The 23,329-nt window shown below is 65.7% G+C and carries 20 protein-coding genes; 10 read left to right on the top strand and 10 right to left on the bottom strand.

Annotated elements, in window-relative coordinates; translation table 11 throughout:
• Both recC and CSW57_RS07260 read right to left on the bottom strand, forming a co-directional pair.
• A complete protein-coding gene (gene recC, locus CSW57_RS07265) occupies positions 1 to 3,336 on the bottom strand; it encodes an exodeoxyribonuclease V subunit gamma (protein ID WP_099382181.1) in 3,336 nt (1,111 codons plus the stop codon).
• 71 nt (positions 3,337 to 3,407) lie between these two features.
• Entirely contained in the window at positions 3,408 to 3,866 is a 459-nt protein-coding gene (locus tag CSW57_RS07260) for an acyl-CoA thioesterase (RefSeq protein WP_223249102.1), read from the bottom strand.
• 369 nt (positions 3,867 to 4,235) lie between these two features.
• On the opposite strand from CSW57_RS07260, the gene CSW57_RS07255 reads away from it, so the two are divergent.
• Together CSW57_RS07255 and CSW57_RS07250 are read left to right on the top strand one after the other, a co-directional pair.
• On the top strand, positions 4,236 to 4,874 hold the full coding sequence (locus CSW57_RS07255) for a GNAT family N-acetyltransferase (RefSeq protein WP_099382440.1): 639 nt from the start codon (positions 4,236 to 4,238) through the stop codon (positions 4,872 to 4,874).
• 132 nt (positions 4,875 to 5,006) lie between these two features.
• A complete protein-coding gene (locus CSW57_RS07250; protein ID WP_099382439.1) occupies positions 5,007 to 6,509 on the top strand; it encodes an NAD(P)/FAD-dependent oxidoreductase in 1,503 nt (500 codons plus the stop codon).
• 7 nt (positions 6,510 to 6,516) lie between these two features.
• Here CSW57_RS07250 and CSW57_RS07245 read toward each other — a convergent pair whose 3' ends face one another.
• From CSW57_RS07245 to CSW57_RS07210, 8 genes are all read right to left on the bottom strand, one after another.
• On the bottom strand, positions 6,517 to 7,194 hold the full coding sequence (locus CSW57_RS07245; protein WP_099382180.1) for an urease accessory protein UreD: 678 nt from the start codon (positions 7,192 to 7,194) through the stop codon (positions 6,517 to 6,519).
• Between the two features lie 16 nt (positions 7,195 to 7,210).
• Entirely contained in the window at positions 7,211 to 7,909 is a 699-nt protein-coding gene (ureG, locus tag CSW57_RS07240) for an urease accessory protein UreG (RefSeq protein WP_023958086.1), read from the bottom strand.
• A gap of 66 nt (positions 7,910 to 7,975) precedes the next feature.
• Positions 7,976 to 8,626, bottom strand: coding sequence for an urease accessory protein UreF (locus CSW57_RS07235; protein ID WP_370623929.1), 651 nt, complete (start codon positions 8,624 to 8,626; stop codon positions 7,976 to 7,978).
• A 35-nt stretch (positions 8,627 to 8,661) separates the two neighbouring features.
• The gene (locus tag CSW57_RS07230; RefSeq protein ID WP_099382179.1) at positions 8,662 to 10,383 is read right to left on the bottom strand and encodes an urease subunit alpha; all 1,722 of its coding nucleotides are present in this window, start codon (positions 10,381 to 10,383) and stop codon (positions 8,662 to 8,664) included.
• Positions 10,384 to 10,710, bottom strand: a complete 327-nt coding sequence (locus CSW57_RS07225) for an urease subunit beta (protein ID WP_023958082.1) — start codon at positions 10,708 to 10,710, stop codon at positions 10,384 to 10,386.
• 10 nt (positions 10,711 to 10,720) lie between these two features.
• Positions 10,721 to 11,023, bottom strand: a complete 303-nt coding sequence (locus tag CSW57_RS07220; protein WP_099382178.1) for an urease subunit gamma — start codon at positions 11,021 to 11,023, stop codon at positions 10,721 to 10,723.
• A 104-nt stretch (positions 11,024 to 11,127) separates the two neighbouring features.
• Positions 11,128 to 12,384, bottom strand: coding sequence for a DUF6986 family protein (locus CSW57_RS07215; protein WP_099382177.1), 1,257 nt, complete (start codon positions 12,382 to 12,384; stop codon positions 11,128 to 11,130).
• 11 nt (positions 12,385 to 12,395) lie between these two features.
• Positions 12,396 to 12,749, bottom strand: coding sequence for a PaaI family thioesterase (locus CSW57_RS07210; protein WP_099382437.1), 354 nt, complete (start codon positions 12,747 to 12,749; stop codon positions 12,396 to 12,398).
• 385 nt (positions 12,750 to 13,134) lie between these two features.
• Here CSW57_RS07210 and CSW57_RS07205 point away from each other — a divergent pair, with 385 nt between their 5' ends.
• The 8 genes from CSW57_RS07205 (at position 13,135) to CSW57_RS07170 (ending at position 23,327) form a co-directional block, all read left to right on the top strand.
• Positions 13,135 to 13,551 (top strand): BlaI/MecI/CopY family transcriptional regulator, encoded by a 417-nt coding sequence (locus CSW57_RS07205; RefSeq protein ID WP_023958072.1) that lies wholly within the window; start codon positions 13,135 to 13,137, stop codon positions 13,549 to 13,551.
• 8 nt (positions 13,552 to 13,559) lie between these two features.
• Entirely contained in the window at positions 13,560 to 14,507 is a 948-nt protein-coding gene (locus CSW57_RS07200) for a M56 family metallopeptidase (protein WP_030162622.1), read from the top strand.
• A gap of 42 nt (positions 14,508 to 14,549) precedes the next feature.
• Positions 14,550 to 15,992 (top strand): NADP-dependent phosphogluconate dehydrogenase, encoded by a 1,443-nt coding sequence (gene gndA, locus CSW57_RS07195; protein ID WP_030162621.1) that lies wholly within the window; start codon positions 14,550 to 14,552, stop codon positions 15,990 to 15,992.
• Positions 15,993 to 16,112: 120 nt separating this feature from the next.
• Positions 16,113 to 17,555 (top strand): GuaB1 family IMP dehydrogenase-related protein, encoded by a 1,443-nt coding sequence (locus CSW57_RS07190; protein WP_099382176.1) that lies wholly within the window; start codon positions 16,113 to 16,115, stop codon positions 17,553 to 17,555.
• A 170-nt stretch (positions 17,556 to 17,725) separates the two neighbouring features.
• Complete coding sequence (locus CSW57_RS07185) at positions 17,726 to 19,114, top strand: hemolysin family protein (protein ID WP_099382175.1); 1,389 nt, start codon at positions 17,726 to 17,728, stop codon at positions 19,112 to 19,114.
• Positions 19,107 to 20,183, top strand: coding sequence for a hemolysin family protein (locus tag CSW57_RS07180; RefSeq protein ID WP_099382174.1), 1,077 nt, complete (start codon positions 19,107 to 19,109; stop codon positions 20,181 to 20,183). Before CSW57_RS07185 ends, CSW57_RS07180 begins: the two co-directional genes overlap by 8 nt.
• Positions 20,180 to 21,097 carry a 3-methyladenine DNA glycosylase gene (locus tag CSW57_RS07175; protein WP_223249101.1) on the top strand — a complete coding sequence of 306 codons (918 nt, stop codon included), beginning with the start codon at positions 20,180 to 20,182 and terminating at the stop codon, positions 21,095 to 21,097. The genes CSW57_RS07180 and CSW57_RS07175 overlap by 4 nt, the downstream gene beginning before the upstream one ends.
• Before the next feature lie 46 nt (positions 21,098 to 21,143).
• Entirely contained in the window at positions 21,144 to 23,327 is a 2,184-nt protein-coding gene (locus CSW57_RS07170; protein ID WP_099382172.1) for a malate synthase G, read from the top strand.
• The last annotated feature ends 2 nt before the right edge of the window (positions 23,328 to 23,329 follow it).

Genomic DNA, 23,329 nt, shown 5'->3' with positions numbered 1-23,329 from the left:
TCAGCGCACCGTCTCGGCAGCGAGCAGCGGAGCCCACAGGCCGGTCGCCAAGGCACCGAACCTCGAAGGTTCGGTGAGAACAGCCGCATCCGGTGCCGGCGGCTCGGACAGAATCGCACCGAACTCGTTGCCGTACAGGTACTTCACGTAAGGGTCTTGGCCCTCTCCCCCGAAGTCACTCTTGAAGCTCACCTCGGCAGCCTCGACGGCGAGTTCGACACCGTCGCCCCGGTTGCGGCGGGTCGCATATTCACAGGCCGCGGTGGTCGGCAGCGGCAATGGCGCACGCAGGCCGGTATCGCGCATCGCGACCAGATCTCGGAGCGTCGCCGCGGGATCGGGAGGACTCTTGATGTCCGATCGCGCAAGGCGGCCCCCGTACTTTCCCCGACCCAGCACCACCGCCGACCGATCACCCGACTCACTCGCCGCCAGCGCCAGCAACGCCACCCAGGCCGCCACCCGGTGTTTCGGAGCCACCCGCGAGAAGATCGTCCGCACGACAACACCTTCGTGCACGCCGGGCACTGTACCGGTCAGACGTCGACCACCGCCGAGCTCCACCGTGACATCCCTTGCTTCCGAGGGATTTTCGTGCAGCGGGGCGGCAGCGGTCACCAGGGACTCGACGTCGCCTGCAATACGTTGGAACACCTGGCCACCGAGCCGGAACGGTGGAAGCGAACCCCGCCGCAGTTCGGCTGCGCGTAGAGCGGACCCCTCGACACCTGCCAGTCGGGACTGCAGCATCCGGTCGCCGATGGCCCACCGGTCGAGACCGTCGAGGTCCGCGCTGAACACATCGCTCAGTTCTTCGTCGTCGCCGGGCAGATACATACCCAGCCGCTGGCGGCAGAAAGCCCGCATCGGATGTTCCACGAACGCGATGAGGTCGGCCAACTCGACGTCGCCGAGCTTCTCCGGCAATGGTTTCGGGAGGAACTCAGGCTCGCCGATCTGGATCGCTTGGGCAGAGCGCGCACCGGCCAACGCAGAATCATCGAAGCTGAACGGGGCACCGGCGTCGAAGTTGACGGGATCGAACGCGTGCAGCGGGTGCGCACGCACCACCGTCGACCCGTCGGTCAGCATTGCGTCGGCCGAGTCGATCAACTCCCCCACCGGAACGGCGGGCGGGCGACGAAGCCCGGTGACCGGATCGTTCCCTGTGAACAGAATGATGAGGCGGTCGATGGCCGACATGGTGGCGTCGAGGAGCAGCTGACGGTCCTCACTACGGATGTCCCGTTCTCCCACACAGGGATTGCGGCCCATGATGTCGTCGCCGTTGACACTTCCGATCCGCGGGAAGCTCTCGTCGTCGAGCCCGAGCAGGATCACCACTCGGTGTGGCACGGCCCGCATGGGCACCATGGTGCAGACGGTCAGCTCTCCGGTACGGAAGTTCGCCCTGGTCGGCCGGCCGGCCAGACGGTGCGCGAGCATCGCGCGGACGTCGGCCAACCGGACGATGGCCTGGCCGCCGTGTTCGGTCGCGGCAGCCAGCTCGCGGTGCGCCTGACTGCGCTGCCAACTGTCCGCCGACTTCACCGCCGTGAGCAGATCCATTGCCGTGGAGAGATTTTGGGACCACTCTACTGCCGGCCGCGGGCCCCGAAGGGTGGCGAGTGAGTCGTCGAGTCGACTGATGAACTCCGCGAAGCGTCCGGCAAGGTCGACGTCTGCGCTGTCGACGTCGTCGAGGGGCAGCGCGGTGTCGAGCCAGCCGAGTTCACTCTCGTCGGCCGCCACCCCGAGCAGGATCCGGTCCAGCCCTGCGCCGAAGGTGTTCTGCCCGAATCCGCCGAGTCCGAACGGCTTGCGCTGGTTGTCGTTGATACCCCAGCGCGCACCTGATTCTGCGGTCCACTGCCGCAGTCGTTCCAGGTCATCGTCGCTGAAATCGAACCTGGTGCGAACCGGTTCGCTCTCCGCCAACCCCAGCACCTCGCTGGCCTTGACGCGCCCCCCTGCGAGCTCGAGCAGATCCGACATGACCTCGAGCAGTGGATTGGTCTGCCGCAGAGCCCTATCCGCGAGTCGCACACGCAGTTGATGACCAGGGTGCACATTGATCGATTGGCCGAATGACGCACGGATCAACGGGGCGTAGGTCTCCACGTCGGGGCACATGACGATGACGTCACGCGGGTCCAGACCCGGATCTTCCTGGAACATGTGTAAGACCAGTTCGCGGAGCACCTCCACCTGCCGGGCCGGCCCGTGACACGAATGGACCTCGACGCTGCCATCGGCCACACCGACGGCGGGCAGGACCGCATCGGTGCGCATCGCGTGCTGCAGCCGCCGCAGGTGCGTGTCTACTGGCTCGTCAGCGCGGTGGTGGACATCTTCGTCCGCGACGTCGCTCAGCCGGACCTGGAGTTCACGCACTTCTCGCGAGAGCGACGCCACCAGGGGGTGCACGATGAACCGGGCATCGATGTCGCTGCGGCGCACCTGCCCGCCGAATCGTGGCATCTTCTCCCACAGAGCCGGACTCGCATGCGGCAGAAAGAGGTTGACGTCGCGGTGGACGCCGAGTGCCGACAAGATCGCCAACTGCTGGGTGGTGAGGCGGGTGGCCCCGAAGAGGGCGATACGCTCAGGCAGATCGACCGCCGAGGCCCGTCGCCGCAGTGCCGTGCAGACGTCATCGAGACGTTCCGGCGGGCTGGGTGCGTCGATGCGCTCACGCAACATCCGCCAGAGATGCGGCTGCCACCGCACGTCTTCGTCGAGCTGATCGCCCACTCCGTCGGTGTCCGAACCGGCGACCCAGTCGAGGATCATCTGGGGCCGGTGGGTGGCGTAGCTGCGGAACAGTTGCGTCAGGTGCTCTGCTGTCCCGAACCGGCGTCCGACGCGGAAACCGGGAGCTGGTGACGTAGGCCCCGCACCCGGGGTTGCGCCCTGGCCGGTCCTGACGGCGCTCCGATGCCCGAGATGCCGGGCGAGGATTGCGCACGCGGGGTCGTCGACGGCATCGTCGATCACCCCGAGCAGCGTCCACTGCATGCGCGCGGGCGCCCATGGATCGTCGTCGGGCCTGCCTGCAGCGGCGGTACCACTGACCTGAGCGACCACATCGTCGACCAGCGCCGACGGCGAGGGGAACGCGATGTTCGCCGCAATCCCGTCGCCGTGGTGGCCGCCACCCGGAGCCCGGCTCGTTCCGAGAGTCAACGACAACTGTTGGGTCAGCCAGCGCTCGACACCCTGCGCAGGCACCGCAACCACCTCACCGGCGAAAGGGTCGCCGGGCGGCTCCGAAAGGATCCCGGCCAACGCCGCGACCAGCGTGCTGGTGCGTTCGGCACGATGAAGTCTCAGCACTGCACGCCCCCTCGTCCGCGGTTGTCAGGCCGGTATATCACCGCTCGCCGACATCGATCGTCACAGTGCGGTCAAGCTCGGCGCCGGAAAGGAACCGGATCTGCCATCTTTGCCTCGAGGAGATCGCGTACGGCGTCGGGCACAGGTCTGGTGCCGCCGGTCTCGGGGTCGATCATCACCCCGGTTGTCTCGCACAGTCCCACCAGGTTGCCTTTCCCATCACGCAATTCGCTGCCGAAGTCGAAGGACGATGTGCCGAGGCGACTGATCCAGACCTTGGCCGTCACGGGCTCGGGGCCGTAATACAGCGGCGCCACGAACTCGATCTCCTGCCGGGCGAGATGGAAGGCGCCGGTGCTTCGGCCCTGGGTGGCGAACCAGCGGGTGACAGTGCGGACCCGGGCTTCTTCGAACAACCGCGCAAACTGCACGTTGTTCACGTGGTGGTTGGTGTCCAAGTCACCCCAACGCAACTGCAGCTCGACCGAGTCCAGGTCGGTGGGGATTGAACCGGAGGAGGTGTCTTTCACCGGTGCCAGCGTAGTGGCAGGGCCGCAGCGATCCGGGGACGGGTCCATCGCCACGTCGCCGACAACGACGACACGCGACTTGTGCACTCACCGAACGGATTTCACGCAACTCCGCTCACCCGCATGTCTTGGTCACCCAGGCGCCCGGGCGGGTCGGCCGATCGCCACCGCCGGCGGCGATCCTCGCCGGCTCGCGATTTGACGATCGTCACCCACCCGCAAGCTGTCGCAAGCGGGATTCTCACCTCTCACCAGCACCGATGTCCTGGTTGAATGGTCTGCTCCGACACTCTCCGGCGAGGTCTACCACTTGCGTCGCACGAGACCGTAGGATGCCGACATCACGTCAGTGGAATGGGGAATGAAGAGTTGATCATCGAGACCGATCGCCTGGTTTTGCGGCCGGTGTCGATTGCCGATACCGACCACCTCGTCGAACTCGACAGCGACCCGGCCGTGATGCGTTATGTCACCGGGGGGACCGCCACCCCTCGGGAGGTCATCGAGGATTGGGTGATCCCGCGAGCGCTGGCCGAGGCGGGCCACCGCGGCGGTGCCGGTGTCTGGGTTGCACTCGATCGGCTCGACGTCGTCGCAGCGCGCTCCGTCGGCGACCCCCACGCAGAAACAAGCGGGTTCGTCGGCTGGTTCGGTTTGCGGGCGCCTCGCCATTCGTCCGAATCGGAGTTCGAACTGAGCTACCGGCTGCGCCGCCGAGTCTGGGGACGCGGACTGGCCACGGAGGGAGCTCGGGCACTGGTGCAGCTGTCTTTCACCGAGCTGAGCATCAGCCGCATCTTCGCGGGCACCATGGCAGTCAACGCTGCTTCGCGCCGCGTCATGGAGAAGTCGGGTCTGCGCTTGGCCCGGTTACACGACTGCGCCGACACCTCGATCGCGGGTTCCGAGCGCGGCGAGGTCGAGTACGAGATCCTCAAAACACATTGGGAATCAAGCAGTTTCCCGTGGGCACAATCCGCCCGAATCGCATCGAGCATGATCGCCTGAACCGCTCACCTGCACACCTTCGGGTGAATCCGGCCCTTGCCGCGACCAACGCGAGCTCATTGACTACCGTTAGCCAATGAGCGGGTTTTGACCAGCCCTGAGATCCCGCCGCACACCGCCAACCGACAGGAGATGGTCATGAGCGACGAGACTGCAGGTTCGACCCGGCACCGGGTAGTGGTCATCGGTTCCGGCTTCGGGGGGCTGTTCGCGACCCAGCGCCTGCGAAAAGCCGACGTCGATGTCACCTTGATCGCACGGACCACGCATCACCTCTTCCAGCCGATGCTCTACCAGGTGGCCACCGGCATCATCTCCGAAGGTGAAATCGCTCCTGCGACCCGCGTCATCCTGCGCAAGCAGGCCAATGCTCAGGTCCTGATGGGCAATGTGGAGGGCATCGACCTCGAGAAGAAGATCGTGACGTCACGGCTTCTCGAGCGCATCACCGAAACCCCCTACGACAGCCTGATCATCGCCGCGGGCGCCGACCAGTCCTACTTCGGCAACGACCACTTCGCGCAGTTCGCGCCCGGCATGAAGACCATCGATGACGCGCTGGAGTTGCGTGGTCGCATCCTGGGAGCGTTCGAACAGGCCGAGCTGTCCGAAGACCATGAAGAACGGGCCCGGCTGCTCACCTTCGTGGTGGTCGGCGCCGGTCCTACGGGCGTCGAACTGGCAGGCCAGATCGCCGAGATGAGCGACAAGACCCTCAAGGGCACCTTCCGCAACATCGACCCCACCGAGTCCCGCGTCATCCTGCTCGATGCGGCGCCTGCGGTTCTTCCGCCGATGGGCAAGAATCTCGGCACCAAGGCAGCAAAACGTCTCGAGGAGATGGGCGTCGAGATCCAGCTCAACGCGATGGTCGTCGACCTGGACTACGACGGCCTCGTGGTGAAGGACAAGGACGGCAGCACCAGACGCATCGAATCGCAGTGCAAGGTGTGGTCGGCAGGTGTGGCCGCCAGCCCGCTCGGCAAGCAACTCGCCGAGCAGAGCGATGTGGAGCTCGACCGCGCCGGACGCGTCAAGGTGGAGCCCGATCTGTCCATCCCCGGCCACCCCAATGTGTTCGTCGTGGGCGACATGATGTCGGTTGAAAACGTGCCGGGTCAGGCCCAGGGCGCGATCCAGGGTGGGCGCTATGCTGCCGACGCGATCAAGGCCGAGCTCAAGGGTGGCAAACCCGAAGATCGCGAGCCGTTCAAGTACTGGGACAAGGGCTCGATGGCCACCATCTCCAAGTTCAGTGCCGTCATGTCGGTGCCGGTGCCGGGCCTGAAAAAGAACTTCGAGACCGAAGGCTTCTTCGCGTGGCTCGGATGGTTGTTGCTGCATCTCGTGTACATCGTCGGGTTCAGAAACCGTCTCACCACGATCGTCGACTGGTCGTTCGCATTCCTCACGCGAGGTCGCTCTCAGCTCACCATCACCGAGCAGCAGGTGCTGGCGCGCAACGCCATGGACCAGTTGGCTCAGATCGAGCTGGACCGACTGAAGGACGGTGGGGCCGATGCCGTGCCCGCGGACCGCGACCAGACCCCTGGCGACAAACCGGTGCTCTCCGACCCCACCAAGTCGTTCACATCCGAGCGGACCTCGGATCAGTCCAAGCCGGCCGCCAGCTAATCTCGCCTCAGCCGACCAGTTCGGCTGCCGTCCGGTCCGCCGCGGTCAGCGTGTTCGCGAGAACGGTTGTCATGCTGCCGCCGGCCACCAGCCCCAGGCGTGCCGCTGTCGCGGTCGGGTGCACGGTGTCGGGCCGGTTGTCCGGGTAGCGGTACTCACTCAGGAGTACCGAAGGTGAGCTGAGGCTGTCGGTGTCGGGCCTGCCGAGGCGCAGTTGATGACGCAACGCAGCCGTGCCGGCGATGTCGACGCTCATACGACCCGACCACCGTCCGGCATCCTCCCCGCGACGGCCGACCTGCACCCGTTCACAGAACCGGAACTCCCCCGACCCAGCGATCTCCACCGTGCACCGCGTGTGATGCACCGCGTCGCCCGCGACGATCGTGGGCTGCGGATCGACGATCAACGTGGCCCCGTCGGCAACGGTGATGTGCCAGGACATGTCCGAGACGGTGTCGCTGCGGCCCGGCAGCGCGATGGCGGCCGCGACACTGCGCAGCGTCAGTGCAGCACCCGATCTCACATCGACATGGATGTCGATCCGGTCGCCACCGAGGGGGGTCGCTGCGCTGGAGATCAGGTGCAGGACGTCGCGCCCGGTCTGGCGAACCGCCAAACCGCCGCTTGCCCGGACCCGGGGTGATCGCCCCTTGTGCGCCTCGAGATACAGCTCGGTGTGCATGTGATGTGCCGGCTCGTCACACCGTGTTCAGCGGTTGCGTCCGCGCTGCCGCGAGTTGGTCACGCACCCAGCTCAGCACATCGGTCGCCGCAGGGTCGTCCGTCAGAGAGATGAGCACCGTCGGACGACCCTCACGTACCTTCTCGGCATCGCTTCGCATGACGTGGAGGTCGGCGCCCACCATCGGTGCCAGGTCCGTCTTGTTCACCACGAGCAGGTCGGAGAAGGTCACTCCGGGACCCCCCTTGCGCGGCACCTTGTCGCCGCCTGCCACATCCACCACGAAGATCTGCGCATCGATCAACCCCGTCGAGAACGTCGCTGTGAGGTTGTCTCCGCCCGACTCCACCAGGATCAGGTCAAGCGGCGGATTGGCCTCCACGAGGTCGTCGATGGCATCGAGGTTCGCGGTGATGTCGTCGCGGATCGCGGTGTGGGGGCACCCACCCGTCTGGACGGCGGTGATGCGCTCATCCGGCAAGACGGCATTGCGGCGCAGGAAATCGGCATCCTCGGTGGTGTAGATGTCGTTCGTCAGCACAGCGACCGACAGTTCATCACGGAGCTGGCGGCACAGTGCGGCCACCAACGCGGTTTTACCAGAGCCGACGGGACCACCGATTCCGATGCGCAGTGCTTCACCGGCGACTCGTTCGCGCTTGGGCCGCGAATGATCATGTGTGTGCGGCTGTCCGTCGATGAGGTGCGGGGGCATGTTGTTCTCCTTCGGTTGTGCGGGACGTGTTGTGGCAACGCCCGTATCGACGTCGACCCTGAGTTGTCAGGATGCAAACAGTGGCATGGCGCGCAGCTCGTGCCGCTGCGCGAACACATCGAGCAGCGGATCGGAATAGTCGGCGAGTTCGGTACAGGCGATCGCCGCGGTCTCTTCGCACAGCTCGGTCATTTGAACCCCCAACAGAGCGACGTCGCCAGGGTCCAACGCCAGCAGCCGCTGGCCGGCAGTGGCTGATCCGGTCATGGTCGTGTAGATGAGTACCAATGCACTCTGATACCCGTCAAGGCCGGCGGCACGTGCCACCGAACCCGTCACGACCGGAAGGTGCGGCCGGGCGGAGTGCTCGGTCCAATCATGGTGCGGCCAGATCTTTTTCCCCAGGCGCAGCATGCCTCGGCCTTGCGAACGGGACGCCGATCGAGCCGCAGCCGACGGTGTTCGCGCGTCGGCCTGGACGTCGGCAGCCGGCACCTCGAGTCGGCCGTCGACCACTGCGGCCGTGATCGATGCGGCAACCAGACCTGTCGTGCGTACCCGCCTGATGAGAAACGCTTGCAGCGACGGGATGTCTCGGACCACGCCGGAGGTGATCGCCTCCTCCAGCCCCCCAGAGTGGACATGAGCGCCCACCGGGAGCCGAGAGTCCGCCAGAGTCAGCAACATTGCGAGATTCGTGGCGGCGGACCCACCCATCGGCGGCGCTGCCTCCCCTGTCGAGATTGCGGTCATCAGAACAGGAAGTACCGCTGGGCCATGGGCAGTGATGCGGCCGGCTGCTGGTCCCAGACCTGGCCGTCGATGGTGACCGTGAAAGTGTCGGGGTCCACCCGGATCTCCGGCTGCGCGTCATTGTTGGTCATATCCGCCTTGCCGACCCGTCGCACGTCCTTCACCACCGCCAGGCGCCGATCGAGTCCCAAACGGTCGGGAAGTCCGCCCTCGACCGCTTGCGGCGCAACAAAACTCAGCGATGTCGCCGCGGCGAGTTTGGGCGACGCGCCGAACATCGGTCGGGGCAGCACCGGCTGCGGGGTCGGGATGGACGCGTTGGCGTCGCCCATGGCCGCCCACGCGATCGCCCCACCCTTGATGACGGCGTGCGCGCGGACGCCGAAGAACGCCGGATCCCACAGCACGAGGTCGGCGAGCTTGCCCACCTCGACCGAACCGATCTCGTCGTCCAGACCGTGAGCGATCGCAGGACAGATGGTGTACTTCGCCACATACCTCTGCGCGCGGGTGTTGTCGGCGGCCCCGTCGCCGGGAAGGGCACCTCGACGTTCCTTCATCACATGCGCGGTCTGCCACGTTCGAAGTACCACTTCGCCGATGCGACCCATCGCCTGCGAGTCCGAGCCGATCATCGAGATCGCGCCCAGGTCGTGCAGCAGGTCTTCGGCGGCGATGGTCGACGGCCGGATGCGGCTCTCGGCGAACGCAAGGTCCTCTGGCACACTGGGATTGAGGTGATGACAGACCATCAGCATGTCGAGGTGTTCGTCCAACGTGTTCACCGTGTGCGGCCGGGTCGGGTTGGTGGAGCTCGGCAGCACATTCGGGTACGCCGCGACCGTGATGATGTCGGGTGCGTGCCCGCCGCCGGCGCCTTCGGTGTGGTAGGCGTGAATGCCACGCCCGGCGATGGCCCCGAGTGTCTGTTCGACGAATCCGGCCTCGTTCAGGGTGTCCGAGTGCAACGCCACCTGCACACCGGACTCATCGGCGATCCGCAGACACGCATCGATAGCTGCCGGTGTGCTGCCCCAGTCCTCGTGGAGTTTGAATCCCGAAGCGCCGGCACGTAATTGCTCGCGCATCGAGTCGGCGCTGACCGTGTTGCCCTTACCCAACAGGGCGATGTTCATCGGCCAGTGGTCGGTGGCCTGCAGCATCGAGGCCAGGTGCCAGGCACCGGGCGTGACCGTGGTCGCCTTGCTGCCCTCCGCCGGACCCGTCCCCCCGCCGATGAGCGTGGTGATCCCGTTTCCGAGTGCCTCGTCCATGATCTGCGGGCAGATGAAATGCACATGGCAATCGATGCCGCCCGCCGTGACGATCTTGCCGTTGCCCGCGATGATCTCGGTGGACGGGCCGATCACGAGATCCGGATGTACCCCGTCCATGGTGTCCGGGTTGCCGGCCTTCCCGAGGGCCACGATCCGGCCGTCACGAATACCCAAGTCCGCCTTGATGATCCCCCAGTGGTCGAGCACCACGACACCGGTGATGATGGTGTCGGGAGAACCGTCGGCCCGGGTTGCGCGGCCTTGGCCCATCGATTCGCGGATGACCTTGCCACCGCCGAAGACAGCCTCCTCACCCGCGAGACCAGGTCCGCCCGACCTGTCCTCGGTGACCTCGATCAGCAGGTTGGTGTCTGCCAGACGGATCCGGTCCCCCACGGTGGGACCGAACAGGTCGGCGTAACGCGCACGGCTCAACGATGCCATCTACGAATCCAACTTTCCGGGTGGGTTCAGCGAAATACCGTGCACCTCACGGGTACCGGCGATCGGGACCAGCTCCACGGTGGCCTCGATGCCTGGTTCGAATCGAACGGCGGTGCCCGCCGGGATGTTCAAGCGCTTTCCGTGTGCGGCCTGGCGGTCGAAGTCGAGGGCAGCGTTCGATTGAGGAAAGTGCACGTGACTGCCCACCTGAACGGGGCGGTCGCCGGCATTGGTCACCACGACCTCGGTGATCTCGGCACCCTCGTTGATGACGATTTCTCCTGGGGCACAGAGTACCTCGCCAGGGATAGGAGCAGGCTCTGCCATCGTGACTCCTCTAGGAGATCGGGTTGTGCACGGTCACGAGCTTGGTGCCGTCCGGAAAGGTCGCCTCCACCTGCACGTCGTGCAACATCTCGGGGATCCCGTCCATGACCTGTTCGCGGCTGAGCACTTCGCGTCCCGTGGACATCAGTTCGGCCACGTTCCGTCCGTCGCGTGCCCCCTCGAGGATGTGGTCGGTGATGACCGCGACAGCCTCGGGGTGATTGAGCAGCAAGCCACGCGCCTGCCGACGACGTGCCAATTCCGCAGCGTACGAGATCATCAGTCGCTCTTGCTCATGCGGCGACAGATGCACGATGTCCTCCTCGGTGTGAACAGCCGATGAACACGCATCGACCGACTCATACTGCCACGCAGAGCCCGTGTCGGCGCGGTGGAAGATGCCATCGAGCCGCAGGGTCAGCCGAGCACGCCCCCACTCGCGCGCAGTTCACCCAGGGCCAGTGCCGAACACCGAGGTCCGACGGCCAGCACATCCGCCTCGGTGAACGCACCCACCGACAGTCCACGCAGCACCACGAGGGCCAGCGATTGAGCCGTCGCGGGCTCGTCCACGAACTCCGAACTCTGGCGGTCGAAGTACGACTGCAACCGCGTCACGGCCGGCGACATCGCCGATCGGAAGAAGCCGTACACCGCTAGCCATCGAGTCACGAGATGGCCCGGGTGCATGTCCCACCCCTGATAGAAGCCACGCTCCAGGCTGCGGGTGACGAGTCGGTGATGACGGCGTAGAGCCGCTTCGACGACCTCGGCGGAACCGACCGGGGACACCTGGGTGGACCCGTCCGACACCCAGACCCCGGTCTGCGCTGCCGCGACGAGCATCACCGACTTGGCATGGTCGGCGACCGGATGTTCCAGCGACTGCTGGGATGACACGATCCCGCAGGCGGCGCTGTAATCGTATGTCCCGTAGTGCAACCCGGTCAGCCGCGGCCCGCCACGATGGATCGCATCGGCCACCGTGGCACGTCCGTCGGCGCCGAGCACCGCCTGGGGGCTCTCGATCTGCAGTTCGAAACGCAATGCGCCTTCGGGCAGCCCATGCGCGCGTTCGAGCTCCTCACAGATCATCACCACCGCATCCACCTGGGCTGCCGCGCGCAGTTTGGGGACGGTGAACACAAACCCGTCCGGCACCCCGCCGGCAGCATCGAGCACAAGCTCCAGTGACCGCAAGCCACGGGCCCGTTCCGCGGCACCGAGCCCCTTGCAGCGAACGCCGAAGGCACTTGGCGCCTGCTCCGGACGGGCAGACCACGTGGCGATCGTCCGACCGGCCGCTCGAGCGTCGCGGTCCTCGACCACATCCGGTCGCCAGCCGTAACCGTCCTCGAGGTCTATCCGCAGGTCTTCGATCGGCTGGCCGCGCAACCGAGCCCGGACCAGCGAGGCGATGCCGGTGCGATCGAGGTCGGCAACCACGGCGGCGGCCTCGTCAGCGATCGCCGACGCCCGGTCCCCCCAGGTGCCGGGGGTGTCCGCGTCCACGTCGGCGGCACTTACATAGACGGTGTGGGCAGGCTGCTTCTCGGCGCGATCGCCGGGATACGCCCGGTCGAGTTCGACATCGACGGCAGAGAGGACCGCATCGATGCGGGCTCGCGCCGGGTCGGACAATCGTGTTGCGGCCGGTGCCGCATCGTGTCCCATACCGACGCAGATCAGTTCTCGGCGGCGATGTTCTGCAGCCGTACCCGGCCCTGCGCGATCAACTTGCCCGACTCGTCGGTGATGTCGACCTCCCACAGCTGCTGACGACGGCCCCGGTGGATCGGCTTCGAACGTGCAGTCATGGTGCCCGTGCTCACCGCCCGGAGAAAGTCGGTGCTGTTGTTCACCCCGACGACATGGGAATCGGTGATCCCCTTGCTGTTCAGCCATATCTGACCCGACGTGCTCGCGACCGATTCGACCACCGAGCAGTACACGCCACCGTGAACGATGCCCCAGGGCTGCAGGAGCTTGGGGGCGATCTCGAACGTCGCGGTGACCTCGTCGGCTGTTGCGGTTTGCATCTGCAGACCGAGTTCGTTGTCGAAGCCCTTGGGCAACGTGCCCAGCGTCTCGGTCAGATCGATGTTGTCTGTCACCGTGGTTCTCCCTTGCCTGAGGCCGCGCTCTCGGACTACGCGTCGCGTGATCGACAGTCTGTCAAAACCCGGATGACGGGTCCGCCTGCGGTGACCCTCTCGACCGGATGGGCACGGACAAAAAGAATCAGCAGGCCCCACCTTTCGGTGGGGCCTGCTGTGGCGCGGACCGGGGGTCTCTGCAGCCCTCAGGACACTCGCTCGGTCCCACGTAAGGATGAATGTAGGCTAGCCTTACCAACCTGTCAACCGCGACGGAAGAAAATTGATGGCACCACGCGTTGAGCTGTTTGATGAGAAGAAACGTAAAGTGAGAAGAATGAACGGGTTGGGTGAGCTCGAGCGGGCAGTCATGGACAATTTGTGGTCGTCCGCCGAACCGCAGACGGTGCGTCAGGTACACGCAGCTCTGTCGGCGGATCGCGAACTCGCGTACACCACCGTGATGACCGTGCTCCAGCGACTGGCGAAGAAAAATCTCGTCACGCAGCTGCGCGATGACCGTGCCCACCGCTACTCGGCCACCCACCCGCGTGAGCACCTCGTGGCGAGCTTGATGGTTGACGCGCTGAGCGAAGCGGACGAGGCTGGATCACGGCAGGCCGCCCTGGTTTCCTTCGTGGGCCGGGTCGGCGCCGACGAGGCGGAAGCGCTTCGACGTGCACTGGATGAACTGGAATCGGCCCGCGGAGCCCACGGCGAGTCATATCGATCTTCTGAGCCCTAGGACCTATTTTGACCGCGTTGGTGTTCGGGATCGTGGCTCTCGTTCTCGTGGGCCCGGCCCCGTCGTGGCTCGCTCGCGCGCAGTGGCCTCTCCGCGCCCCGCGCGCGGCCATGGCTCTGTGGCAGTCGATCGCCATCGCGGCAGTGCTCTCCGCATTCAGCTGCGGCCTCGCCATCGCTGCAAATCTTCTCGTCCCCGACGCGCAGGGACGACCCACGACGAACCCGTTCGACGAGATCGAAAGCCTCGGCGTGGTGCTCTGGACGGTCTACGTCAGCGTGTTCTTGATCACACTCCTCATCGGTGCGCGGCTGTTCTACACCGTGATCCGAGTCGCCATGCGTACGAGGGCGCGCCGGTCGGCCCACCGCGAGCTCATCGACCTGCTGGACCGGATGGATCGCACCGTCCCAGGCGATCCGCTCAGCGCGCGCGACGTGCGCATGCTCGAGGTCGACCAGCCCATGGCGTACTGCCTCCCCGGCCTGCGACAGCGGGTGGTGATCAGCGAAGGCACCGTTGCCCGATTGCGCCGGGATGAACTCGACGCCGTGATCAGTCACGAGCGTGCACATCTACGCGCCCGACACGACCTCATACTCGAAGCCTTCATCGCCGTTCATGAAGCCTTTCCCCGGTTCGTCCGCAGCCGTTCAGCGCTGGGTGCCGTGCAGTTGCTCGTCGAGCTGCTCGCCGACGACACCGCCATCCGCTGTGCCGGGCGCAAGCAGCTCGGCCGTGCCCTGGTCGCGTGCGCCGATTCGGTGGCGCCTCGCGGCGCCATGGCCATCGGCGGACCCAGCACCCTCACCCGGGTACAGCGGCTCGTCGACACCCGTCCGGCCACCGCCATCTCGGCGTTCGCCTACGTCGCCGCCGCCGCGATCCTGGTGATCCCGACGGTCGCGGTGGCCGTTCCCTGGCTCACCGAGCTGCACCGCCTCATCGACAACTGATCTCGCCGCGAGGTCCGGTGAGCTTAGTCATAGGGTGTACGCATGACTGAAACTGCTGCCCGCGCCCAGATCGGTGTCACCGGCTTGGCGGTGATGGGCTCCAACATCGCCCGAAATTTCGCCCGTCACGGCCACACCGTCGCACTGCACAACCGCAGTATCGCGAAGACCGACGCACTGATCGAAAAGCACGGTCACGAGGGAGACTTCGTGCGGACCGAGACAGTCGCCGAGTTCGTCGCGGCGCTCGAGAAGCCCCGTCGCGTCTTGATCATGGTGAAGGCCGGCGCGCCGACCGACGCTGTGATCGAGGAGCTCGCCGCCGAGATGGAGGAAGGCGACATCATCATCGACGGCGGCAATTCGCTCTACACCGACACCATCCGGCGCGAAGCCGCGATGTCCGAGCGCGGCCTGAACTTCGTCGGTGCGGGTATCTCCGGCGGCGAGGAAGGCGCGCTCAACGGTCCGTCGATCATGCCGGGCGGACCGGCCAAGTCCTACGAGTCCCTGGGCCCGTTGCTCGAGTCGATCTCGGCCCACGTCGACGGGGAGCCCTGCTGCACCCACATCGGCCCCAACGGTGCCGGACACTTCGTCAAGATGGTCCACAACGGCATCGAGTACGCCGACATGCAGCTCATCGGCGAGGCGTACGACCTCATGCGCAAGGCCCTGGACCTCCCTGTCGCCGAGATCGCCGACGTCTTCCGCGAATGGAACTCGGGAGACCTCGACAGCTACCTCGTCGAGATCACCGCCGAGGTCCTGAGCCAAGTGGACGCCGAAACAGGCAAGCCTCTCGTCGACGTCATCGTCGATGCTGCGGGTCAGAAGGGCACCGGCCGCTGGACCGTGAAGTCCGCGCTCGATCTGGGCATCCCCACCACCGGCATCGCCGAGGCGGTCTTCGCCCGAGCGTTGTCGAGCGCCACCGATCAGCGCAAACAGGCACAAGGCCTCGCGTCGGGCACGCTGGCGGCGGCACCGTCGGACAAGGCCACCTTCATCGACGACATCAACAAGGCGCTCTATGCGTCCAAGGTGGTCGCATACGCTCAGGGCTTCGACCAGATCGCGGCCGGCAGCAAGGAATACGACTGGAACCTGCATCCCGGCGACCTCGCCACCATCTGGCGGGGCGGCTGCATCATCCGGGCCAAGTTCCTCAACCGCATCCGGGACGCCTACTCGGAGAACCCGGAGCTGCCAAGCCTGCTCCTCGCTCCTTACTTCCGCGAAGCGGTCGAGAACGCTGTGGACAGCTGGCGCCGCGTCGTCGCCACCGCGACCACGATGGGTATCCCGGTCCCGGCGTTCGCCTCGTCGCTCTCGTACTACGACGCCCTGCGCGCCGAGCGACTGCCGGCCGCTCTCACCCAGGGGTTGCGCGACTTCTTCGGCGCACACACCTACCAGCGCGTCGACAAAGAAGGCACGTTCCACACGCTGTGGAGTGAAGACCGCACGGAGATCGAGGCCTGATCCCCGAGTGGACAACCGGCCCCCGGTCTTGTGCTGCTGTGACACGTCCCACCTGCAGGTTGGTCTGTCGCAACGGCACATGGTCGGGGGTTTTGGGCTTCCCGGGTAGAATTGCCTCACGTGCGCTTCCTTGACGATCATTTCCCGAGCCATGACCTGACCTACGACGACGTTTTTCTCGTCCCCGGTCGGACCGACGTCACCTCGCGGTTCGATGTCGACCTGTCCACCTCGGACGGCTCGGGAACCACCATTCCCCTGGTCGTCGCCAACATGACAGCTGTCGCAGGACGGCGGATGGCGGAGACCGTGGCGCGACGCGGTGGACTCGTGGTGTTACCGCAGGACCTTCCCATCAGCGCGGCCGCCGACATGATCTCGTTCGTCAAGGGACGGCGCCTGGTCGCCGACACCCCTGTGGTCCTCGGTGGCGATGCCGCTGTGTCTGACGCGCTGGCGCTTCTGCCCAAGCGTGCCCACGGCGCCGTGGTCGTCCTCGACACCGACGCGGCGACGCCCATCGGAGTGGTGACCGAGCGGGCCTGTGTCGACGTGGACCGGTTCGCCAGGCTCACCGAAGTGCTCGACCCCGACTTCGTCACCGCCCCCGCGGGAACGCCTCCGCGAGAGATCTTCGAGCTGCTCGAGGGAGCCCACACCGACCTGGCCGTACTCACCGAGCCGGACGGAAGCCTGGCGGGAGTGTTGACCCTCGTGGGTGCTCTGCGCGCGGGCATCTATCAACCCAACGTCGATGGCGCCGGGCGACTGCGCGTCGCCGCTGCGGTGGGTATCAACGGCGACGTGACGGCCAGGGCGACCGCGCTGGTCGAGGCCGGTGCCGATCTGCTCGTCGTCGACACCGCGCACGGTCACCAAGAACGCATGCTGGCGGTGCTGGGGCAGATCGCCGACGCCGATCTGGGTGTGCCCCTGTGCGCCGGCAACGTGGTCTCGGCGCAGGGCACCAAAGACCTGATCTCCGCGGGCGCGTCGATCGTCAAGGTCGGGGTGGGGCCGGGCGCCATGTGCACCACTCGGATGATGACCGGCGTGGGTCGGCCTCAATTCTCTGCGGTTGCCGAATGCGCTTCGGCGGCAAGGGGTTCGGGCGCCCACGTCTGGGCAGACGGTGGCGTGAGGCATCCCCGTGACGTGGCCCTGGCCGTTGCCGCGGGCGCCTCGAACGTGATGATCGGTTCCTGGTTCGCCGGAACGTACGAGAGTCCGGGTGACCTCAAATGGGACCGCGACGGCAAACCGTACAAAGAGAGCTTCGGTATGGCCTCCAAACGAGCGGTCGCGGCACGGACAGCCACCGACAGCGCGTTCGACCGCGCACGCAAGGCGCTGTTCGAGGAGGGGATCTCGAGCTCGCGGATCGCCCTGGACCCCGAACGCCCCGGCGTCGAAGACCTCATCGACCACATCTGCGCAGGTATTCGCTCGACGGCGACGTACGCGGGCGCGCGGTCGCTCGACGAATTGCACGACAAAGCTGTCCTGGGGGTGCAGTCGGCAGCGGGCTTCGCGGAGGGACGGCCATTACCGACGGGCTGGTGACCCGTTAAGATCGTTGATATTCCGGCATCACATTTCACTGCCCTACAACTGGAGGCTGGATTGTTGCGCCTCCACCGGGAGCGGAGCGAAGTTCTCTTGTCTCGAACGTCGTCGTGCGAATTCCGCCTCGCTGCGTCATCGGAACCCACAGACGGCCGTGGTGATCGTTGATGCAAGCGCTCATCCTGGCCGGCAGCCTTCTCGGCTTCATCGCACTGACTTTGGGAACGGCCCTGTTCGTCGCGGCCGAGTTCTCCCTGACCGCTCTCGAACGGTCCACGGTCGAAAACGACGTACGGACTCGGGGTGACCTGCGGTCACGGCAGGTCAGCAAGGCCCACCGGTCGCTCTCGTTTCAGCTGTCCGGTGCCCAACTCGGCATCACGATCACCACGCTGGTCACCGGTTACATCGCCGAGCCGGTCCTGGCCCAGCTCTTCGAGCCGGCCTTCGAAGCGGTAGGGCTCCCGGACGGCGCGACAACGGCCGTCTCACTCATCCTCGCCCTTGTCATCGCCACGTCGTTGTCGATGGTCCTGGGTGAGTTGATCCCGAAGAACCTGGCGATCTCCAAGCCACTGCCCACCGCCCGGGCCACCGCCGGCCCGATGAGTCTGTTCTCGGCAACCTTCCGGTGGCTGATCAACGCTCTCAACGGCACCGCGAACTGGGTGGTCAGGCGCCTCGGCGTCGAGCCCGCCGAGGAACTACGGTCGGCGCGTTCCCCCCAGGAACTCGGCAGCCTCGTTCGCAATTCGGCCCGGCAAGGCGCCCTGGACCCCGGCACCGCTGCTCTCGTCGACCGCTCCCTGCAGTTCGGCGAGCGTACGGCCGAGGAACTGATGACCCCGCGGGTGACCGTGGAGTCGCTCGACATCCACGACACCGTTCGCGACCTGATCCTCGCCTCATCCCGAACCGGCTACTCCCGATTCCCGATCCTCGATGGTGGCGACCTCGACAACATCATCGGCATCGTCCACATCAAGCAGGCGTTCACCGTCCCTCTGACCGCGCGCGCCACCACGCAACTGGGCACACTCGCGCGGGACGTCCCCGTGGTTCCGGCGAGTCTCGACGGTGACGCGCTGATGCAGCAGATCCGGGCAGACGGATTCCAAGTGGCCGTGGTCGTCGATGAGTACGGCGGCACAGCCGGCATCGTCACCACCGAAGACCTGATCGAAGAGATCGTCGGCGACGTCACCGACGAACACGACGACGAGCAAGCCGACGTCCAACGCGATGGGGACGGATACATCTGCAACGGACTGCTTCGTATCGACGAGTTGCTGGATGCGATCGGATACCGGGCACCGGACGGCCAATACGACACCCTGGGCGGGCTGTTGATGTTCCAGCTCGGCCGCATCGCCAGAGAAGGTGACGTGATCGATCTCCCCGTCCGTACAACTGCTTCCGAGGACGACGAGGATTCGTCGCTGACGGAGTCGGACCAACGGTGGCAGGCACGCGTGGTCCGGATGGAAGGTCGCCGGATCGACGTCGTCGCGTTGACGCCGCTGTCCGGGTCAGATGTGGAGCATTCCGATGGGTGATCTCTTCGGTGTTGTCCTGACGGTGTTCCTCTTGGGCGGTAACGCCTTTTTCGTCGCCGCCGAGTTCTCACTGATCTCTGCTCGTCGTGACCGCCTCGAGGCACTCGAGGAACAAGGCAAGCGCCGGGCGCGCACGGTCATCGAGGCAGGCGAACATCTGTCGCTGATGTTGGCCGCAGCCCAGCTGGGCATCACGATCTGTTCGATCCTGCTCGGACGGGTCGGTGAACCGGCGATCGCGCACCTCATCGAAAAGCCATTGGAACTCGTCCACGTACCGCACGGCCTTCTGCACCCGATCGCCTTCGCGCTCGCGTTGTCGCTGGTGGTCGTACTGCACATCCTCCTCGGCGAGATGGTCCCCAAGAACATCGCGCTTGCCGGCCCCGAACGTTCGGCGATGCTCCTGGTGCCGGTGCACCTGCTGTTCATCAAGATCGCCCGACCGCTGATCGCGTTCTACAACTGGTCGGCGAACGTCTCGCTGCGCATCATGCGGGTGGAGCCGAAAGACGAGCTGGACGCGACGGTCTCGGCCAACGAGCTGTCGCAGATGTTGGGCGAGTCGCGCCAAGAAGGCCTCATCGACGAAGAAGAGCACGACCGGCTCACGCGTGCACTCCAGACTTCTGGTCGGACGGTACTCGAAGTGGCGATCCCGCTCAGCGAACTGCGCAGTGTGCAGGTGACCAAGGATGTCGAGACCGGCCGGGTCGGGCCGACTCTCGGCTCGATCGAGCAAGCAGTCACCGACACCGGCTTCTCGCGTTACCCGGTGCGCGGCACCGACGGCACCTACACCGGTTACCTTCACCTCAAGGATGTCCTCGACGAGATCCTCGACGAATCGGTGGGTCCCGACAGCATCATCGGTGTCGACAAAATCCATCCCCTCCCGGTCCTGGCGGACCGCACAGCGCTCGACGAGGCCACCTCGGCCATGCGGCGCACCAGCTCACATCTCGCCGCCGTGGTCGACGACAACGGCCGCACGGTTGCGGTGGTTGCCCTGGAGGATCTCGTCGAGGAGTTCGTGGGAACGGTGCGCGACGAAACGCACCGCGTGTGAGTGGGTTTGTGGCCGTCCAATCCCCTGTCGCCCAGGACTGGCAGGCCGCCGCACAGGCACATCGGGAACGGGTCGACTGTCTCCTGAGCCGGCACCCGGCACGACTGCACGACGTCACCAGGGGCGAGGTCGTTCATCCCGTGTGGGGATTCTTGTTCACCTACTACAGCTATCGCCCCGCTCAATTGCGCCGCTGGCACCCCCGTTTCGGCCACCCGATCAGCGGTTCCGCCGCTCGCCCCTACCTCGACTACTCCGGATACGCAGAGGTCAACGGGGTGGTCACCGTGGATCCACGCCACCTCGCCAAGCGACGCGAGACCGTCGAGTACGTGCATGACCTGCTGTCGGCGACCCGCGAACGCCCCGCTCGGCTGAACTGTTTCGGTCTGCATGAGTGGGCGATGGTGTACGCCGCCCCTTCCGAGCAGATCAGGCACGCGGGCGTTCCTCTGCGTCTGTCATCCGCCGACACCGACGCAGTGGTCCGGTCCATGCCGCTTCGATGCACCCACTACGACGCGTACCGCTTCTTCACCGAACCTGCTCGGCCACTGAACCTGACGGTGCTCGACCGGACGACTCAACAAGACGCAGAACAACCGGGGTGCATCCATGCCGGAATGGATCTGTACAAGTGGGCGTTCAAGCTGTCGCCGCTGATACCTTCCGAGCTCGTGGTGGACGCATTCGAGATGGCACTGCGCTTCCGCGAGCTCGACATGCGGGCAAGTCCCTATGACCTGACGGCGTTCGGATTCGAACCCATCGCAATCGAAGAGGCCGCCGGTCGTGGCGAATATGTCCGGGCACAGTCGGTCCTGACCCATCACGCCCAGATTGTCCGTGCCCGGCTCATCGACCGATGCAGTGCGCTGCTGACCGGCCAGGAGCCCCTCCCTACCCATGAGTAACATAGAGGTCGAAATTGACCTGGATCGAAAGAAAGTGAGGCCGGTTATGGCTCAGCGCGTCACCGTCGACGGCGGCTTGCAGGTTGCGTCCGTTCTTTACGACTTCATCAACAACGAGGCGTTGCCCGGCACCGGCGTAGACCAGGATGCGTTCTGGGCAAGTGCTGCGGCGGTCATCACCGACCTCACCCCACGCAACCGTGAGCTGCTCGCCATCCGCGACGACCTTCAGGCCAAGGTCGACCAGTGGCACCGCGACAACCCGGTCTCGGACCCCGCGTCGTTCGATTCCGACGCCTACAAGGCGTTCCTGACCGACATCGGTTACCTCGCCCCGGTCCCCGACGATTTCCAGATCACCACCTCAGGTGTGGATGACGAGATCACCAGCACCGCCGGACCGCAGCTGGTGGTGCCCATCCTCAACGCCAGGTTTGCCCTCAATGCTTCGAACGCCCGTTGGGGATCGCTCTACGACGCGCTGTACGGGACCGATGTCATCCCCGAGTCCGACGGCGCCGAGAAGGGCAAGTCTTACAACAAGGTTCGCGGCGACAAGGTCATCGCGTTCGCCAAGGACTTCCTCGACACTGCCGCACCCCTGGAGTCCGGCAAGCACGCCGACGCCACCGGTTACGCCGTCGTCGACCAGCAGGTGCAGGTCACCCTCTCCGGCGGTTCGGCCACCGGCTTCGCCGATCCCGCCGCATTCGCCGGATACTCCGGTGACGCAGCTGCTCCCAGCGGGATCCTGGTGCGCCACAACGGGCTTCATCTGGAAATCCAGATCGACGCCGACTCGCCCATCGGATCGACAGACCCGGCCGGGGTCAAAGATGTGCTGGTCGAGTCCGCCGTCACCACGATCATGGACTTCGAGGATTCGGTCGCCGCTGTCGATGCCGAGGACAAGGTCACCGGTTACCGCAACTGGCTCGGCCTGAACAAGGGCGACCTGGCCGAAGAGGTCACCAAGGGCGGTAAAACCTTCACCCGCGTGCTCAATCCCGACCGCACCTACACCGCCCCTGACGGGTCGGAATTGACCCTGCACGGGCGGTCGCTGTTGTTCGTGCGCAACGTCGGTCACCTGATGACCAACGACGCGATCATCGCTGCCGACGGCAGCGAGGTCCCCGAGGGCATCCTCGATGCGCTGTTCACCTCGTTGATCGGTAGCCACGGCCTCAAAGCCGACGGGCTGCAGAACTCGCGGACCGGGTCGATCTACATCGTGAAGCCGAAGATGCACGGCCCGGACGAGGTCGCCTTCACGGTCGAGTTGTTCGGCCGGGTCGAGCAGGTCCTGGGGTTGCCCACCGGCACCCTCAAGGTCGGGATCATGGACGAGGAACGCCGCACCACGGTGAACCTCAAGGCCTGCATCAAAGCAGCTGCCGACCGCGTTGTGTTCATCAACACCGGCTTCCTCGACCGCACCGGCGACGAAATCCACACCTCGATGGAAGCCGGAGCCGTCGTCCGCAAGGCAGAGATGAAGGCGCAGACCTGGATCAAGGCCTACGAGGACTTCAACGTCGACACCGGCCTGCACGCGGGCCTGCAGCACAAAGCGCAGATCGGTAAGGGGATGTGGGCCATGCCCGACCTGATGGCCGACATGCTCGAGCAGAAGATCGGTCACCCCAAGGCCGGCGCGAACACCGCATGGGTGCCCTCGCCCACCGCCGCGACCCTGCACGCGCTGCACTACCACCAGATCGACGTGTTCGAACGCCAGAACGAGATCGCCAAACGCGATCCGGCGTCGGTCGAGGACATCCTCACCATCCCCCTCGCTCCCCGCACCGACTGGAGCGACGAGGAAAAGCGTGAAGAACTCGACAACAACTGCCAGTCCATCCTCGGTTACGTGGTGCGGTGGATCGACCACGGTGTCGGCTGCTCGAAGGTGCCCGACATCCACGACGTCGCACTGATGGAAGACCGAGCGACACTTCGGATCTCGAGCCAGCTACTGGCCAACTGGCTCCGCCACGGCATCGTGTCCGAAGCAGACGTCGTCGCAGCTCTCGAGCGGATGGCACCGGTGGTCGACAAGCAGAACGCCGGCGACCCGACCTACCGGCCGATGGCCGCCGACTTCGAGGCATCCATCGCCTTCCAGGCCGCCAGAGAACTCATCCTCGAAGGCGGCCGGCAACCCAACGGCTACACCGAGCCGATCCTGCACCGGCGTCGGCGCGAGTTCAAGGCCGCCAACGCCTGACC

Origin of the sequence: Williamsia muralis (genome assembly GCF_002735905.1) — a bacterium.
GTDB lineage: Bacteria > Actinomycetota > Actinomycetes > Mycobacteriales > Mycobacteriaceae > Williamsia > Williamsia muralis_A.
The sequence above is the reverse complement of the archived record's forward strand: the minus strand, read 5'-3'. Positions and strand labels throughout refer to the sequence as shown.